The organism is Gemmatimonadota bacterium, assembly GCA_016713785.1.
In the GTDB taxonomy this organism is placed as follows: Bacteria; Gemmatimonadota; Gemmatimonadetes; order Gemmatimonadales; family GWC2-71-9; genus JADJOM01.
Window position 1 is genome coordinate 1,940,946 of the sequence record JADJOM010000003.1, and the last position, 15,405, is coordinate 1,956,350.

At 71.7% G+C, this 15,405-nt stretch carries 14 protein-coding genes; 3 read left to right on the top strand and 11 right to left on the bottom strand.

Features of this window, described 5'->3' with window-relative positions; genetic code table 11:
• Nucleotides 1–24 precede the first annotated feature (24 nt).
• The 11 genes from IPJ95_16815 to IPJ95_16865 all read right to left on the bottom strand — a co-directional run bounded on the left by IPJ95_16815 (nt 25) and on the right by IPJ95_16865 (nt 11,052).
• Nucleotides 25–1,116: a glycosyltransferase family 2 protein gene (locus IPJ95_16815; protein MBK7925261.1), complete on the bottom strand. Its 1,092-nt coding sequence runs from the start codon at nt 1,114–1,116 to the stop codon at nt 25–27.
• 17 nt (nt 1,117–1,133) lie between these two features.
• A complete protein-coding gene (locus IPJ95_16820) occupies nt 1,134–1,883 on the bottom strand; it encodes a polysaccharide deacetylase family protein (GenBank protein MBK7925262.1) in 750 nt (249 codons plus the stop codon).
• A gap of 40 nt (nt 1,884–1,923) precedes the next feature.
• Nucleotides 1,924–2,898 carry a GDP-mannose 4,6-dehydratase gene (locus IPJ95_16825; GenBank protein MBK7925263.1) on the bottom strand — a complete coding sequence of 325 codons (975 nt, stop codon included), beginning with the start codon at nt 2,896–2,898 and terminating at the stop codon, nt 1,924–1,926.
• A gap of 79 nt (nt 2,899–2,977) precedes the next feature.
• A complete protein-coding gene (locus IPJ95_16830) occupies nt 2,978–4,222 on the bottom strand; it encodes a glycosyltransferase family 4 protein (protein ID MBK7925264.1) in 1,245 nt (414 codons plus the stop codon).
• Entirely contained in the window at nt 4,219–5,394 is a 1,176-nt protein-coding gene (locus tag IPJ95_16835) for a glycosyltransferase family 4 protein (protein ID MBK7925265.1), read from the bottom strand. The genes IPJ95_16830 and IPJ95_16835 overlap by 4 nt, the downstream gene beginning before the upstream one ends.
• 3 nt (nt 5,395–5,397) lie before the next feature.
• Nucleotides 5,398–6,906, bottom strand: a complete 1,509-nt coding sequence (locus IPJ95_16840) for an NAD(P)/FAD-dependent oxidoreductase (GenBank protein MBK7925266.1) — start codon at nt 6,904–6,906, stop codon at nt 5,398–5,400.
• Nucleotides 6,907–6,948: 42 nt separating this feature from the next.
• The gene (locus IPJ95_16845; GenBank protein MBK7925267.1) at nt 6,949–7,407 is read right to left on the bottom strand and encodes a hypothetical protein; all 459 of its coding nucleotides are present in this window, start codon (nt 7,405–7,407) and stop codon (nt 6,949–6,951) included.
• Complete coding sequence (locus tag IPJ95_16850; GenBank protein ID MBK7925268.1) at nt 7,395–7,844, bottom strand: hypothetical protein; 450 nt, start codon at nt 7,842–7,844, stop codon at nt 7,395–7,397. Before IPJ95_16850 ends, IPJ95_16845 begins: the two co-directional genes overlap by 13 nt.
• Nucleotides 7,845–7,863: 19 nt before the next feature.
• Nucleotides 7,864–8,241 (bottom strand): hypothetical protein, encoded by a 378-nt coding sequence (locus IPJ95_16855; GenBank protein ID MBK7925269.1) that lies wholly within the window; start codon nt 8,239–8,241, stop codon nt 7,864–7,866.
• A gap of 309 nt (nt 8,242–8,550) precedes the next feature.
• The gene (locus IPJ95_16860; GenBank protein ID MBK7925270.1) at nt 8,551–10,176 is read right to left on the bottom strand and encodes a hypothetical protein; all 1,626 of its coding nucleotides are present in this window, start codon (nt 10,174–10,176) and stop codon (nt 8,551–8,553) included.
• Nucleotides 10,177–10,329: 153 nt separating this feature from the next.
• On the bottom strand, nt 10,330–11,052 hold the full coding sequence (locus IPJ95_16865; protein ID MBK7925271.1) for a glycosyltransferase family 2 protein: 723 nt from the start codon (nt 11,050–11,052) through the stop codon (nt 10,330–10,332).
• A 242-nt stretch (nt 11,053–11,294) separates the two neighbouring features.
• Between IPJ95_16865 and IPJ95_16870 the strand changes: the two genes are divergently transcribed.
• From IPJ95_16870 to IPJ95_16880, 3 genes are read left to right on the top strand one after another with little or no spacing between them, the layout of a single operon-like run.
• Nucleotides 11,295–13,052 carry a glycosyltransferase gene (locus tag IPJ95_16870; GenBank protein ID MBK7925272.1) on the top strand — a complete coding sequence of 586 codons (1,758 nt, stop codon included), beginning with the start codon at nt 11,295–11,297 and terminating at the stop codon, nt 13,050–13,052.
• The gene (locus IPJ95_16875) at nt 13,045–14,388 is read left to right on the top strand and encodes an NAD(P)/FAD-dependent oxidoreductase (protein MBK7925273.1); all 1,344 of its coding nucleotides are present in this window, start codon (nt 13,045–13,047) and stop codon (nt 14,386–14,388) included. The genes IPJ95_16870 and IPJ95_16875 overlap by 8 nt, the downstream gene beginning before the upstream one ends.
• Complete coding sequence (locus IPJ95_16880) at nt 14,385–15,398, top strand: polysaccharide deacetylase family protein (protein ID MBK7925274.1); 1,014 nt, start codon at nt 14,385–14,387, stop codon at nt 15,396–15,398. The genes IPJ95_16875 and IPJ95_16880 overlap by 4 nt, the downstream gene beginning before the upstream one ends.
• Nucleotides 15,399–15,405: the final 7 nt, after the last annotated feature.

The window sequence follows — 15,405 nt, forward strand, 5'->3', positions numbered from 1 at the left end:
TCTAAAGATAGCGCTGGCCGCGGGTCATCGCGGCGCCCAGGCCCCGATCGGGGCCCGCGCCGGGATCGGCGGCCAGCGACGCACCCCGACCTCGGCGTAAGCCTGCACCGCCGCCTCCGGGGCCGGCTCGCCGATCAGGTGGTGCGCCACGTATCCGCCCGCGGCGCAGACGCCGTTCACAATGTAGTAGAGCAGGTGGATCGGGAACGCGCCCAAGGCGAACCCGAGCCCGCCGGCGCGCACCAGGAAGCCGTAGAACCGGAGGTTGGCGAGGCCCACGAAGGCCGCAACAGCCGGCACCACCAGCAGCCAGCGCGGGTCCCGCAGCGCCACCGCCGCCGCGAGCGCCAGCACCGCGAGTCCCACCAGCGCGGTGTTGATCTTCTCGATCGGCTTGAGGTTGAGCGAGCGCCGCTGGCCCAGCTTCCCCTCCTGCAGCAGCAGCCGCATCCACGGGATGCCGCGGTCCTTGATGTCCGTCCGGACCACGTTCCACAGCGTCCATTGCTTGAGGTGCGCACACTGGATCTCCGGCCGCAGCAGGATCCGCTCGCCGATCAGCGCGATGCGATGGCCCAGCTCGATGTCCTCGATGCTCGGCCTGCGGTAGTGCCACTCGTCGAACTTCCCCGCTGCCAGGAACACCCGCCGACGGACCGCCCCGCAGCCGGCCCAGAAGGTCTCCGCCGGCCCGGGGTTCTGCTGGTGATGCCAGTGGTGCAGCAGGTTGCGATAGCGGGACACCAGCCCAGGAGCCGGGGGGCGGTCGTCGTACGAACCGAACAGGGCGCCGAGCCCCGGATCGTGGGCGAATACCCAGGCGATCCGCCGCAGCGTGTCGGGGTGGACCACCACGTCGGCGTCGATGAACACGACCACCTCGCCCCGGGCGGCTTCGACCCCGCGGTTCCGCGCGTACCCGGGCCCGTGCGGCACGCCGGGAATGCGCACCACCAGGTCCGCCCACCGCGAGGCCACCCCGGGGGTGTCGTCGGTGCTGCCGTCATCCACGACGATCAGTTCCCAGCACGCCCGCGGCAGGTCGCTGGCGGCAAGCGCCGCGAGCGCCCTGGGCAGCACGCGCGTCCCGTTGAACACGGGGACGATCACCGACATCAGCGGATGCTCTGCTCTCACCAGCCTCCCCCTGCCGAATCCAGTGTCGCGCGGAGCCGCCGGGCCTGGGCCCGGAGCCACAGCCGGCCGGCGAAGGCCGTGCTGCCCCAGGCCTCCAGCCGGCCCGGGTCCCGCAGGTAGTACATGTCGAGGCGCGGCAGCCGCAGCGGGTCCTCCCGCGCGCCCATCGCCCGCAGTTCCGTCGTCACCCCCAGCCGGTACGTCGCGGCCGCCCGCGCGGCCACGGTGGCATCGACGTCCCCGTAGGGATAGGCGATGCAGTCCGGCCGCTGCCCGGTGGCCTGGCGGATGGCCTCCTGCGCCCCGACGAGCTCGTCCGCGAGCTGGGCCGGCGGCACCCGGGTCAGGTGCGGGTGGCTCCGGGTGTGCGCGCCCAGCCGCACCCCCGCCTCCACCAGCCGGCCGAGCGCATCCCAGTCCGCCAGCGGCAGCGTGGGCACCCGCGGGTCGCTGACCCCGCCCCACGCATTGGTGCCACCCACGTGCCCCGGCACCACGTACACCGTCGCAGGCAGCCGATGCGCCCGAAGCAGCGGCGCGGCCACGGCGACGAAGTTCTGGAACGCATCGTCGAACGTCAGCGCCACCGCGTCGGCCTCCGGCGGCAGCGCCTGCAGCTCCGCCAGGTCCACCACCCGGACCCGGCCCGAGACCAGCCAGGCCACGTGGCGGCCGAACGCCTCCGGGGCCACCGAGATCGGGGAGCCCGATCCGTCGAGCGAGTGATAGGTCAGGATCGCGCGCATCGTCCGGTGCCCGGGCGGCGGCGGCAGGCGCCCCCGGCGCCTACCGTGCCGCCAGCCTCAGCTTCTGGTCCGCCAGCACGTCGGCGATGATCTGCACCAGCGGCGTGCGGGGACGGAAGCCGATCGCCCGTTCCAGCTTCCGCACATCCGGCACCCGGCGGTGCATGTCCTCGAACCCTTCCGGATACGCCTCGTTGTACGGCACCAGCCGGATCTCGGAACTCGAGCCCGCCGCGGCGCGCACCCGCTCGGCCAGCTGCAGGATCGTCACTTCCTCGTCGTTGCCGACGTTGAACACCTCTCCCACGGCCGCGGGCGTCGCGATCAGCCGCAGGATGGACTCCACCGCGTCGTTGACGTGGCCGAAGCAGCGCGACTGCGTGCCGGTGCCGTAGACCGTGATCGGATCCCCCGCCAGGGCCTGCGCGGCGAAGTTGGGGAGCACCATGCCGTAGCGCCCCGTCTGCCGCGGGCCGACGGTATTGAAGAAGCGGGCCAGGATCACCGGCACCTTCTTCTCCCGCAGGTACGCCAGCGCGAGCCACTCGTCCAGCGCCTTGGAGCAGGCGTACGCCCAGCGGCTGTGACTGGTCGGGCCGAGCTGCAGGTCGTCTTCTTCGCTGAAGGGGATCTTGCCGCTCTTGCCGTAGACCTCCGAGGTGCTCGCCACCAGCACCAGCTTCTGCTTCTTGGCGGCGGCGTCGAGGACCGCCTCGGTGCAGCCGACGTTGGTCTCGATGGTGTGGACCGGGCGCTCCACGATCAGCTTGACGCCCACGGCGGCGGCCAGGTGGACGGTCACGTCGCACCGGTCCACGCACTCGGTGACCAGCGGGAGGTCGAGCGCGGTGCCGATCCGGTACTCGAAGCCCGGCTGCCCGACCAGGTGCTGGATGTTGTCCATCGTGCCCGTGGAGAGGTCATCGAGGACCAGCACCCGGTCGCCCCGCGCCAGCAGCCGCTCGGCCAGGTGGGATCCGATGAACCCCGCGCCGCCCGTGATGAATACCCGCATGCGTCCCCCTAAGGCACCGCGACGCCGGAGCGCCGGGATGGGGCAGGAGTGCCCCGGGCGGGCCACGATGGCCCGCCGGTCAACGACTGCTGTGCTCCGCGGCGGCCTTGCGCTCCGCCGCCCGACGGACGATGGCCAGATAGCGCGGAATGACCGCCCTTTCCGTCCAGTGGGCGAGGAAGCCGTCGCTGGCCGCCCGCGCCAGCACGTCCCGCTCCGCCGGCTCCGCCTGGAGCCGGACCAGGATCGACCGGAGCTCCTCCGGCGTGGCGAACAGTGCCGCCCCGCCCGAGGTGGCGGCGATCTCGGGGAACGGCCCGATCCGCCGCGCGATCACCGGCGTCCCCTGCTTGAACGCCTCGATCAGGATGATGCCAAAGGTCTCGAAACAGACCGACGGCACCACCAGCGCGATCGCGTGCTCGTAGTAGCGCCGCAGGGCCTCGGGCGCCACCCGCCCCAGGAACCGGACGTTGGGCAGTCCCTCCGCCATCCCCCGCAGGGTCGCGGCATACTCGCCGTCGCCGGCGATGACGAGATCGGCATCCGGGAAGTCGCGGAACACCGGGATCACGTCGTCCAGCCCCTTGATCTTCTCCAGCCGCCCCACGAACAGGAAATACGGCCGCGGATGCGGGGAGGCCCCCCCGACCCTGGCCCCGCCCGCCTCCGGATCCGGCAGGAAGTACGGCAGGACCTCCATCTCCCGCGGGAAGCCGAACTCCTGGTGCTTCCGCCGGCTGAACTCGCTCATCGCGATGAACGCGTCCACGTGCCGCAGCTCGCGCTCGAGGTACCCGGTCCAGCGCCACAGCTGCGGCGGCCGCCGGTAGCTCACCTGGCAGCGGAAGCACTGCCGCCCGGTACACAGCTCACGATTATGGCGCCACAGCACATGGCTGGGACAGACCAGCCAGTGCTCGTGGGCCATGTACAGCTTGAGCCCGCGGCCGTACTTGAACAGGCCCGGTCCGCCGATCAGCGAGACGTTGTGGAAGTTGATGACATCGAACTTCCCCTCGTCCAGGATCCGCGCGATCCGCGGCCCGTTCACCACCGGCCGCCCCAGCTGCTGCGTGAGCAGCGGCGACAGCGTCCCGAGCCCGCTGCGCAGCCGGATCACCTCCAGCCCCGCCGGCTCCGGCGGCGCCTCCGGCTCGGCGCCCTGGCGCAGCGAGTTGTAGGCATCCACGTCGTGGATCACCGTCACGTGGTGCCCCGCCCGCACCAGCCCCCGCGCCAGCCGCTGGATCCCGATCCCGTCCCCGCCGAAGTTGTGCGGTGGGTAGAACGTGGTCAGGAACGCGAACCGCAGCCCGCTCACGCCGCCGCCTCACGCAGCGCGGCCAGCGCCGCCGCCGCGCCCCGGTCCCAGGACAGTCCCGCCGCCCGTGTCCGCGCCGTGGCCGCCAGTCCGCGCCGGAACGGCCCGTCGTCCAGCAGGCGCCGCATCGCGGCCTCCAGCGTCGCGGCGTCGCCCGGCGGCACGAACACCCCGCCCCCCTCCAGCAGCTCCGGCAGCGGGCTCGCCGTGGTGGCGATCACCGCGGTCCCGCACGCCGCCGCCTCGACGGCCGGCAGGCCGAACCCCTCACAGGCGGAGGGCAGCAGCAGCGCCACCGCCCCGCTGTGCAGGTGCCGCAGCTCCTCGTCCGGCACGAAGCCCGTCCAGTGGACCAGGGCCTCGGTGCCCGCAGCGGTGATGGCCCGACGGATCCCGGCCTGGTCGCCGTGGAAGACATCCTTGTCCACGGTGCCCACGAGCAGCAGGTGCGGCGGCTCGGCGCGCCCGCGGCACACCGCCGCGTGGGCCCGGACGATCGTGTCCACGTGCTTGTGGGGGTTGAAGCCCCCGACGTACGTGAACCACGCCGCTCCCGCTGGGACGCCGGCGCGCCCCGCCGCCGCCGCCGCGAGTTCCGGCGACTCGCTCGGCCGGAACGCCTCCGCGGGGGCCTCGACGGTGACCCGGATCCGGGCGCGGTCCACGCCCAGCACCGTGGCCAGGTCGCGGGCCGAGTACTCCGACACCGTCAGCACCAGCCGGGCCTGCGCCAGCGCCAGCCGCACCTTGAGCTTCCAGAACAGCCGCGCCCGCGGCGAGGGGAGCGTGAGCTCCGGGAACCGCTCGGCGATCGCGTCATGCACCGTCACCACCGCCCGCTGGCCCGGCGGGAGCGGGAAGTAGGTGTACACCGTCGGCGACCAGAACACCGCCGTGGGCGCGCCCCACACGGCCCGGGTGAGCCGGAGCATGTCGAGCGGCGCCCGGTAGCCGTCGGCCGCGGCGGCGGCGGTGGGTGCCGCCCCCTGCTGCACCACCACCCGCCGCACGTTCGGCGCCTCCAGCGCGAACGCCCCGGCCGACGCCGGGTCCAGGAAGCAGAGGAACTCGTCCTCCGGCGCCTGGCGGACCATCGCGGGGAGGAGGTGCCGGATGAACCGGCCGTAGCCCCGCCCGTTGGCCCAGCTGGTGGCGTCGACCCCGATGCGCATGCCTCAGCCAGCGGTCGCGGCGGCTGCGCCGCTCCGGCCCCCGACCTGCTGTTCCTCGAGTTTCTGCTCCTCGTGGTACTCGTAGTCGGTGTTGACGGCCCAGACGTCGTGCTTCGCCCCGTGCATGTTCTCCAGCGCGAACATGGCCGTCAGCATCGAATGGTCGGCGTTGTTGTACTTGTGCATCCCGTTGCGGCCCACGGTGTGGAGATTCGGGATCGTGTCGATGTGGGCCCGGACCGCGTCGAGGTGCGCCCGGTACTCGGAGTCGTAGATCGGGTAGGCCTTGGGCATGCGGATCACCGCGCCGTCCACGACGCGGGTATCCCGCGGCGCCAGGTCGAGCGAGAGGAACTCCTCGGTGGCCAGCTTCACCAGGTCGGCGTCGGGCGAGTCCCACAGGCCGTCACCCTTGAAGCAGAAGTACTCCAGGCCCAGGCAGGTATGGCCCGCCACCGGGACCATCGCCTTGCTCCAGTTGTTGAAGTTCTGGATGCGGCCCACCTTCACGCCCGGGGTGTGGATGTAGATCCAGTTGTCGGGGAAGAGGTTCTCGGCCTCGAGCATCAGGGCCACGACCAGGAAGTCGCGGTACTTGAGCCCCTCCGCCGCGCGGGTCACCGCGGGCGGCGGCGCCGGGTCGAGGGCCCGCACCAGCGAGCGCACCGCGGCGGTGTTGATCACGTGCTCGCACTCGAACCGGAGCTCACCCGCGTCGGTCCGGGCGCGGACCGCCACCGCCTGCCCGTCGCGGGTCTCGATGGCGTGCGCGTAGTGCCGCATCAGGACCTGGTTCCCCATGCCGCGGATCCGGTCGGTGCAGGTCTCCCACATCTGGCCGGGACCGAGCCGGGGGTACTGGAACTCGTTGATGAGCGTCTTGATGCTGTCGGAGCGGCGGTTGAGGTTCGCGGCGCTCAGGATGGCCTTGGCCAGCGAGAGCCCCTGGATCCGCTGCGCCGCCCATTCGGCGCGGATCTCGGTGCAGGGGATGCCCCAGACCTTCTCGGTGTAGGTCTTGAAGAAGATGGAGTAGAGCTTCTTGCCGAAGCGGTTGGTGACCCACTGCTCGAAGTTCTCCTCGACCGGGTTGGGCCACCAGTGCCAGCGCAGGTAGCTCAGCATGATCGTGATCGCGTTCCACAGGCCCAGGCCGCGCAGGGCGTTCATCGCCTTGAGCGGGTAGTCGAAGAACTTGCCGTCGTAGTGGATGCGGGAGAGCCGCGGTACCGAGATGAAGTCCTCGCCCAGGATCTCGTACCAGAGGTCCTCGACCGGCTTGATCTTGGTGAAGAAGCGGTGGCCCCCGATGTCGAACCGATAGCCCTTGTACTGCGCCGTGCGCGAAATCCCGCCGACGATGTCGTCGGCCTCCAGCACCGTGACGGCGTACCCCTTCTTGGACAGCAGGTACGCGGCGGTCAGGCCCGCGGGCCCGGCCCCGATGACGACGACCCGGTCGCCCGGCTTGATGCGGGTCACGGTGCGCGGCGCGGCAGTCTCAGACGACATCACGTCTCCGATCGGAATGACGGAACGACCCACCCGGCAGGGCTACCGGACCCGGCGGAGCGACGCCCCGGCCCCGGCCCAGTAGCCCACGACTTCGCCCCACCCCCACGCCAGCACGAACACCGCCAGCAACGGCAGGGACCGCAGCAGCAGTCCCCGGTGCCGGCCCTTGCCCCACACCGTGCGCACGATCCGGACGAACAGCACCGGCGGCAGCGCCAGCGCGACCGCCCCGGTGGCGGCCCGGCGCCCGGCCGACCATCCCGTCGCCCGCATCCCGGCCCACGCCCGGGAGTAGAGGTACCGCTGCCCGGTGTACTCGCCGAGCGTGTAGTGCTTGCGGTGCCCTACCACGATCTCCGGACGCTGCTCCAGGCGCCCACCCGCCGCCCGCAGCGCCGCATGCAGGTGATCCTCCCAGCGGCCCGCCTCCCAGGCGGGCCGGGCCGCCTCGAGCGCCGACCGGCGGTACACCGTGTTGTTGCCGGTCAGCCCGCCCACCTCGCCGGCCGCGAGCGGCGGCAGCAGCTGGCTGTACTCGCACAGGAACGCGGCCCAGTCGAGGAGCGTCTCAGTCGCGGCATTCTCGACCGCGCCCCCACCGCCACCGCCCCCGATTCCAGCGCCCGGAGCATGGCCCCGGCCCAGCCCTCGGGCACCAGCACGTGATCCTCGATCACCGCCACCGCGGGGGCGCTCGCCGTCCGGAATGCGAGGGCCCGCAGTTCGGGGATCGTGCACTCCACGGGGGCCGGGAGCAGCCGTACCCAGGGGAAGCGCGCCGCCATCTCGGCCACGGCCTGCGGCGTCTGGCGCGCCGGCACCAGGACCTCGAGCGCCAGCGACTCCCGCTCCCGCGCGAGTGCGGCCAACGCGCCCGCCAGGTCCGCCGCGTCATTCACCCAGGGCACCACCACCGACAGGACGGCGGCACTCACCGGCTCGCCCCCCGCGCGATCAGGCCCCCGGCTCGGCGGCATCGAGCCGCCGCAACACCCCGAACCAGTCCGTCGAGGAGACTGCCTCCTCGCGGCTGACCACCACCTGCGTGAGACGCGGAAGCACCGCCGACCAGTCGGCCGCCAGGGGTTCCCGGTCGCTGGTGAAGACCACCACGTCGGTCGTGAGTTCGATCAGCGCCTGGCGTCGCATGGCCTCTTCCGTGGCCTCTGCACCCAGCGCCACCACGCGCAGCAGGTCCGTCTCCTCGACCGCCTGATCCGGCGCGCCCCGGGCCACCACCACCACCTCCACCCGATACTCGCGCGAGGACGGCACCAGCGCCGCCAGCAGTGCGCTCAACTCCGCCGAGGTCCCCAGCGCCAGGACGGCCACACCGACGCTCGGGGCAGGTACGCCCGGCGGGGTATCCGTCTCGCTGCCTCGTGCGGTGGATGGGCTGCCGCTGGTCAATCGTCCAACTCCCGATGGCATGGTGGGTTGTCAGGTTTCCGGGCCGGAGGGGGGCAAGTGTGGTGCCACGGTCATCGAGCCCGCCAAGGCGAGGTGAAGCGGGGCATCGCCAGGACCAAACACGTTGATTTACAAAGAGTTGTGTCGACATTCGACGCCCGATCCCGGCGGCGGAGGCCTGCCGCAGGGATGCACCGGTCCGGCGGGGTGGGTGAAGAGGGGCGATTCCCGTCACTTCCGCTGGCGCGCGACCGGGGTGGAGTCGGCGCGGTAGAGCTCCAGGGCGGTGCAGGCGCGGAGGTCCCCCGGCCCTTCGGCTGGACCCCGGATCCGGAAGAGCGCACTCCGCTCGGGCTCGGTCAGCAGCAGGTCCAGCCGCTGACAGTCCCGCGCCAGCGCGGGCGCCAGCAGGCGGACCTCGGTGGAATGGGTGTGGCCCAGGAGCACATAGCCGACGCCCTGCCGTTCCAGGCCGGGGAGGATATGGGCGCTGTCCGGCGTGAAGGCCCGGTTGAGGTACGCTCCGGTGCGGCCGCTGTAGTAGGCAAACGTCGCCTCCCGGGCAGTGAGCACCACCCCATCGGCAGGCACCACCTCCGGGACCCGGCGGGCCAGGCGGAAGAAGCTGCGCGTATCCGGGGGGAAGCACCCTGGCGCGCCAAGCGGGTCGGCACGGTCGCATCCCGCGAGCGCCCGCCAGTCCGCGTTCCAGCGGCGTCCCGCTTCGACGACCAGCAGGAGCACCAGCAGCCCGGCGAGCCCGAGCCCCACGCGCCGCAGGGCCGGGCCCCGCCACCCCGAGAGTGGGACGACGATCGCCGCCATGAGCAGCGGCAGGATCACCGCGAGGAAGCGGGGTGAGGACATGCGCCACATCGCCAGGAGGACGATGTAGCCCACCACGTACGCAGCGCCGAGGGTCCAGCCGCGCCGCCACCACAAGGCCAGCCCCACCGGCACCAGGGCGCCCAGCGCGGCGCCCCAGAGCGTGATCGCCTGCGTACCCTCGCGCACCCCGGGGATCGGCAGCGCCTCCGGCAGGAAGACCGTGGCGTAGAACACCCCGATGCGGAAGCGCTTGGTCAGGTAGAAATCGCCGCCCAGGTGGACCATCCGCTCCAGGTCCTCGGCGTAGGAGCGGCCGATGGTCCGGAACTCATCCGGCAGGAGGAAGGTGCGGAGCAGCCAGCCACCGATGCACAGCCCACCGATCGCCCCGACCAGGATCGCGGCGCGGGGACGCCGCTCGAGGAACAGCCACCCGACCACGGCGGCGAGCAGCACCACCCCCACCGACCGGGTGAGGCCGGCGGCGACGATGACCACGGTCCCGGCCGCCAGCAGCCGCGGACCGACCGCGCCGCGGGACAGCAGCCAGAGCGCGAAGGTACCGAGGAAGAGGTAGGGCGGCTCCGAGATCAGGCTGCCCGCGTACCGCACCAGGGTGTTGTTCACTGCCAGGGGAATCAGCACCAGGAAGGCGACGGGTACCGACCACCGCCGGCGCACCAGGTCGAAGGTGAGCCAGAGACTCGCCACCGAGAGGCAGATGTTGGCGGCGAGGAACAGGTCGATCCGCTCGCCGCCGAGGGCGCCGAGGACCAGCAGGAAGACGGGATACCCCGGGGGATACAGGGCGTGCGGGGGAGCCCCGGCCAGGTGGAGATCGCGGAATTGCCCGTGCGCCAGGGAGCGGGCGAGCAGGAGGTAGAGCGCGTCGTCGTTGCGGACGGTGATGCCCGGCTCGCGAATCAGCCAGGCCAGCACGAGGTGAAGTCCGAGCAGCAGGACCAGCGCGGCCACGGCGAGCGTGGACAGCCGGGAGCCTGCGGTCGGGCTGCCTTCGGCTCCGTTCATCGCTCAGCTCCTCCGGCTGGGTCCGCCAAAGCGCAACACCTGTTGCGTCCTGCCAACGCGATAGTGTAACGCAAGCCACGGCTGAAACGGCTCAGGCGGCAAGGAACCGGTACGAAAGCCTCACCTGTTGCGTACGCGCAACAGGGTTGGTGATCACTCCCTCCAGATCGGCTGTTTGGGCGGGAGGAGGTTGAACCGGACAATGTGCCACAGGGCGGCGACCCCGTCCTTCCAGCCGATCTTCTTGCCGTCGGCGTAGGTCCGACCGGCATAGGAGATCGGCATTTCCCAGATGCGGGCCCGGGCCTGCGAGAGGCGGGCGGTGATCTCGGGCTCGAAGCCGAAGCGATCGGTGGTGAAGATCAGCTGCTTCATGAGCGGCGCGCGGACCATCTTGTAACAGGTTTCCATGTCGGTCAGGTTCAAGTCGGTGAACATGTTCGACAGGAGCGTGAGCAGCTTGTTCCCCATCGAGTGCCAGAAATACAGCACCCGATGCTCCGCGCCGAGGAAGCGGGAGCCGAAGACGGCATCGGCCTGGCCCCGGGCGATCGGCCGGAGGAGCTGGGGCAGTTCGGCGGGGTCGTACTCGAGGTCGGCGTCCTGGACCACGATCACGTCCCGGGTGGCGTGCTGGATGCCCGTGCGAATCGCGGCACCCTTGCCCCGGTTGTGCGGGTGATGGACCACCACGTCGATGAGGCCTTCGGTCCGGAGCTGCTCCAGGACCTCCCCGGTCTTGTCGCGGGAGGCGTCGTTGATCGCCACGATCTCGATGGCGAGCGGCACCGTCCGGACCCGCTCGATGAGCTGGCGCACCGTCCGCTCCTCGTTGTAGGCCGGCACGATGACCGACAGGCCGAGCGACTGCTCCATCCCCCCTCCAGACAACGTCACTGGATGACACCGCCGGAGCTCCAGCCGAGCCCCGGTGATAGATGATATGCGAGAGTTGAGGCCGGACGGGCAAGAGCCGTGCCGATGGGGGGGCCCGGCCCCCCCGCCGCGCCGATTCCGGGCCCGTCGCCGCTCCGTCCCCGGCGGAGGCGCAAACCTTGCAAACTTGGCACTGCTTGGCGGATAGCCCGTCCTGGCACCACCTCAATTCCCGACTTCGCATGGACCCTCGCCTGCACAGCAACGGCCCACACCTCCTCACGATCGCGCTCGAGGATTACTACCAGCTCGGCGCCTTCAACCACCTCATCCAGCGTGGGGAGTGGTACCGCTTCGAGTCGCGGCTGGCGCGGAATACCCGCCGGGCGCTCGACCTCGTCGAGGCCCGCGGGCACCGTGCCACGTTCTTCGTGCTCGGCTGGGTCGCGGATACCATGCCGGAGCTGGTGGCGGAGGTGGCGGGGCGCGGACACGAGATCGCCAGCAAGGGCTACTACCACCGCAGCGTGCGCGGGATGACGCCGTCGGAGTTCCGCGAGGACCTGGCGCGGGCGCGCGAGGCGCTGCAGCGCGCCTCCGGTCAGCGGGTGCTCGGCTATCGGGTGGCCGACGACTGGTTCACCCCCGCCGACCTGTGGGCGCTCAATGTCCTGGCGGAGGAGGGCTACGACTACGACTCGAGCGTCGGGCCCATCGGCCGGCGCTTCGCGGCGGAGCCGTGGCGCCGCTTTGCGCACGAACACCAGTTCGGGACCCGCACGCTCTGGGAGTTCCCCATCTCCGCGGCGGACGTGCTGGGCTGGATGGTGCCCGTCGCTGGCGGCAACTGGCTGCGGCAGATCCCCCAGGCGCTGGTGCGCCGGGCCGTGGCGCACTGGCACCGGACCTACACCGCCCCCTTCGTCATGTACTTCCACGCCTGGGAGCTGGATCCCGACCTGCCCAAGATCAGCGCGGCGCCGTGGCTGCAGCGGGTGCGGACCTACCGGAACCTCGAGGCCATGCCGGCCCGGCTCGGGTATTTCCTCGAGAAGTACCGCTTTGCCTCGATCGCCGAGCACCTCGGGCTGGCGGTGCAGCTGCCGGGAGGGCGCCGCTCCCAGCCCGTGGTCCCGACGTCGACGCCCGTCCCGACGGGCCCGGAGCACCTGACGGTCACGACCGGGACTCCGGCCGAAGGGCTGGTGCCCATCACCGTGGTCATCCCGTGCTTCAACGAGGAGCTGATCCTCCCCTACCTGGCCAACACGCTGCGCAGCGTCTGGACCCGGCTGGCCACGCGGTACGACATCACCTGGCTCTTCGTGGACGACGCCAGCACTGATGCCACCTGGGAGGCGCTGCAGCGGGTGTTCAGCCGGCGACGCGACTGCCGGTTCGTGCGCCACACGGTGAACCAGGGGGTGGCCGGCGCCATGCGCACCGGGCTGCAGCACGCCCAGACCGAAATCGTCTGCTCCATCGACTGCGACTGCACCTATGACCCCCACCTGCTGGGCGAGATGGTGCCCTTGCTGACCCCCGAGGTAGACCTGGTGGTGGCGTCGCCCTACCACCCGGCGGGTAACGTCCGCAACGTGCCCGAGTGGCGGCTGGTGCTGTCCCGCACCCTGTCGCGGATCTACCGCCTGGTGCTGCATCACAAGCTGGCCACCTACACCAGCTGCTTCCGGGTGTACCGCCGGAGCATCGTGCAGCAGGTGGAGATCAGTGATACCCGGTTCCTCGGCGTGGCCGAACTGGTGGGGCGGCTGGACCTGGCGGGGGGACGCATCGTGGAGTTCCCCACCACGCTCCAGGTCCGCATGCTCGGCCGGTCCAAGATGAAGATCGTGCATACCATCCTCGGGCACCTGGGGCTGCTGTCCCGCCTCGCCCTGGCCCGCCTGCGCGGCAGCGTCCGCCCCCTCGTGCGGGCCACCAGCACGCCGCTCCCCCTGCCCGCCCCGCGCCCGAGCGGCGAGGTCCGCCGTGTCTGAGGTCGGCATCGTCGGGGGCGGCTTCCTCGGCCTGACCCTGGCGTGGCGGCTGCGGGCCGAGGGCCACCAGGTCACGGTCATCGAGGCGGCGGCCGAGCCGGGCGGCCTGGCGGCCCCGGCCGAGCTGGGCGGGTTCACCTGGGACCGTTTCTATCACGTCATCCTGCTCTCGGACCAGCACCTCCGCGGGCTCCTGGCCGAACTCGGCCTGGAGGACCGCCTGCGGTTCGGCACCACCCGCACCGGGTTCTACACCGACGGGACCCTGTACTCGCTCTCGACCAGCCTCGAGTTCCTGCAGTTCCCGCCCCTCAGCCTGATCGACAAGGCGCGCCTGGCGGCGACGATCCTGCGCGCCTCGCGGATCGCCGACGGGCGCCCGCTGGAGCGGGTGCCGGTGACGGACTGGCTCATCAAGTGGTCGGGCTACCGGACCTTCACCCGGATCTGGCTGCCGCTGCTCAAGAGCAAGCTGGGGGAGAACTACCGCCACGCGAGCGCCTCCTTCATCTGGGCGATCATCGCGCGGATGTACGCCGCGCGCCGCTCGGGGCTCAAGCAGGAGAAGTTCGGCTACGTGGAGGGCGGGTACGCGGCGGTCCTGCGGCGGTTTCGCGAGCGGCTGGAGGCGGCCGGCGTCGTGCTGCGCACCGGGCGCGCCGCCACGCGGGTGGAATCGGGCACCGAACCGCGGGTCACCGTGACGCTGGAGGGCGGCACGGCGCTGCAGTTCGACGACGTGATCCTGACCGTCCCCTGCGGCCGCGTGGGCGCGCTCTGCCCGGGCCTGACTCCGGAGGAACGCGCCCGGCTCGGCGGCGTGACCTACCAGGGCATCGCGTGCGCCTCGGTCCTGCTGCGGCAGCCGCTCGCGCCCTACTACGTCACCAACATCACCGAGTCGTGGGTCCCCTTCACCGCGGTCATCGAGATGACCACCCTGGTGGACCGCGCGACATTCGGCGGCCACAGCCTGGTGTACCTGCCGCGCTACCTCACCCAGGACGACGCCTTCTGGCAGCGGACGGACGCGGAGATCCGCGAGGAGTTCCTCACGGCGCTGGCCCGGATGTACCCGGCGTTCCGGCCCGCCGACGTGCTGGCCTTCCAGGTATCCCGGGTGCGCGAGGTGCTGGCGCTCTCCACCCTCAACTACAGCGCCGAGCGGCTGCCGCCCACGCCGACCTCGCTGCCGGGCGTCCACCTGGTGAACTCGGCGCAGATCGCCAACGGGACCCTCAACCTGAACGAGACCGTCGGGCTGGCCACCGCGAAGGCGCGCGAGATCGGCGCGCGCCTCGGACGGCGGGCGCCGGCGGACGCCCCGGCCCGATGACCGACCCGCGCCCGCTGGCGAGCGTCTCGCTCGACGTGGACAACCTCTGGTCCTACATGAAGACGCACGGGGACGCGGGGTGGGAGGCGCGGCCGACCTACCTCGACCGCTTCTTCCCCCCGGTGCTCGACGCGCTCGACGAGCTCGGCCTCCGGATCACGTTCTTCTGCGTGGGCGTGGACGCCGACCGCGAGGAGAACCTGCGGCCATTCCAGTCGCTGACGGCGCGGGGCCACGAGGTGGGCAATCACTCCTACGAGCACGAGCCCTGGCTGCACCTCTACGCGCCGGACGCGCTGGTGCGCGAGCTCGAGCGCACCGAGCAGGCGGTGGAACGGGCCACGGGGCAGCGCCCGATCGGCTTCCGGGGACCCGGCTACAGCTGGAGCACCACCCTGCTCGAGATCCTGGCTGACCGCGGCTACCTCTACGACGCCTCCACGCTGCCGACCTACCTCGGGCCGCTGGCGCGGCGGTACTACTTCATGACGGCCCAGCTGAGCGCGGAGCAGCGCCGGGAGCGGGCCCACCTCTTCGGGACCTTCGCGGATGGGCGGCGGCCGGTGCGGCCCTACCACTGGCAGTTGCCCTCGGGGCGCGCCCTGCTGGAGCTGCCGGTGACCACCATGCCGGTGCTCAAGGTGCCGTTCCACCTGAGCTACCTGCTCTACCTCAGCCGCTTCTCCGAGGGGCTGATGCACGCCTACCTGGGCACCGCCCTGGCGGTGTGCCGGGCCACCGGCACCGAGCCGAGCTTCCTGCTGCACCCGCTCGACCTGCTCGGCGGCGACCAGGTGCGGGAGCTGGCGTTCTTCCCCGGGATGGACCTGACCGGCGCCCGGAAGATCCAGCTCTTCCTGCGGGTGCTGCGCCGGCTGGGCGCGCATTTCCGGCTGGTGGACATGAGCACGCACGCGCGCGCCATCCTGGCCCGGGGCGGCCTGCCCCGGCGCCTCGCCGATGACGGCCGACCCGCCGCTCCGGCGGCCGCGCCGAGGCCCGCCGCGTAGGCGGCAC

What these genes read in the sequence shown, in the direction of transcription:
- IPJ95_16865 (MBK7925271.1), bottom strand. Translation starts at nt 11,052, where the DNA reads ATGGAGCAGTCGCTCGGCCTGTCGGTCATCGTGCCGGCCTACAACGAG.
- IPJ95_16860 (MBK7925270.1), bottom strand. Translation starts at nt 10,176, where the DNA reads ATGAACGGAGCCGAAGGCAGCCCGACCGCAGGCTCCCGGCTGTCCACG.
- IPJ95_16880 (MBK7925274.1), top strand. Translation starts at nt 14,385, where the DNA reads ATGACCGACCCGCGCCCGCTGGCGAGCGTCTCGCTCGACGTGGACAAC.
- IPJ95_16835 (MBK7925265.1), bottom strand. Translation starts at nt 5,394, where the DNA reads ATGCGCATCGGGGTCGACGCCACCAGCTGGGCCAACGGGCGGGGCTAC.
- IPJ95_16815 (MBK7925261.1), bottom strand. Translation starts at nt 1,116, where the DNA reads ATGTCGGTGATCGTCCCCGTGTTCAACGGGACGCGCGTGCTGCCCAGG.
- IPJ95_16840 (MBK7925266.1), bottom strand. Translation starts at nt 6,906, where the DNA reads ATGTCGTCTGAGACTGCCGCGCCGCGCACCGTGACCCGCATCAAGCCG.
- IPJ95_16870 (MBK7925272.1), top strand. Translation starts at nt 11,295, where the DNA reads ATGGACCCTCGCCTGCACAGCAACGGCCCACACCTCCTCACGATCGCG.
- IPJ95_16820 (MBK7925262.1), bottom strand. Translation starts at nt 1,883, where the DNA reads ATGCGCGCGATCCTGACCTATCACTCGCTCGACGGATCGGGCTCCCCG.
- IPJ95_16825 (MBK7925263.1), bottom strand. Translation starts at nt 2,898, where the DNA reads ATGCGGGTATTCATCACGGGCGGCGCGGGGTTCATCGGATCCCACCTG.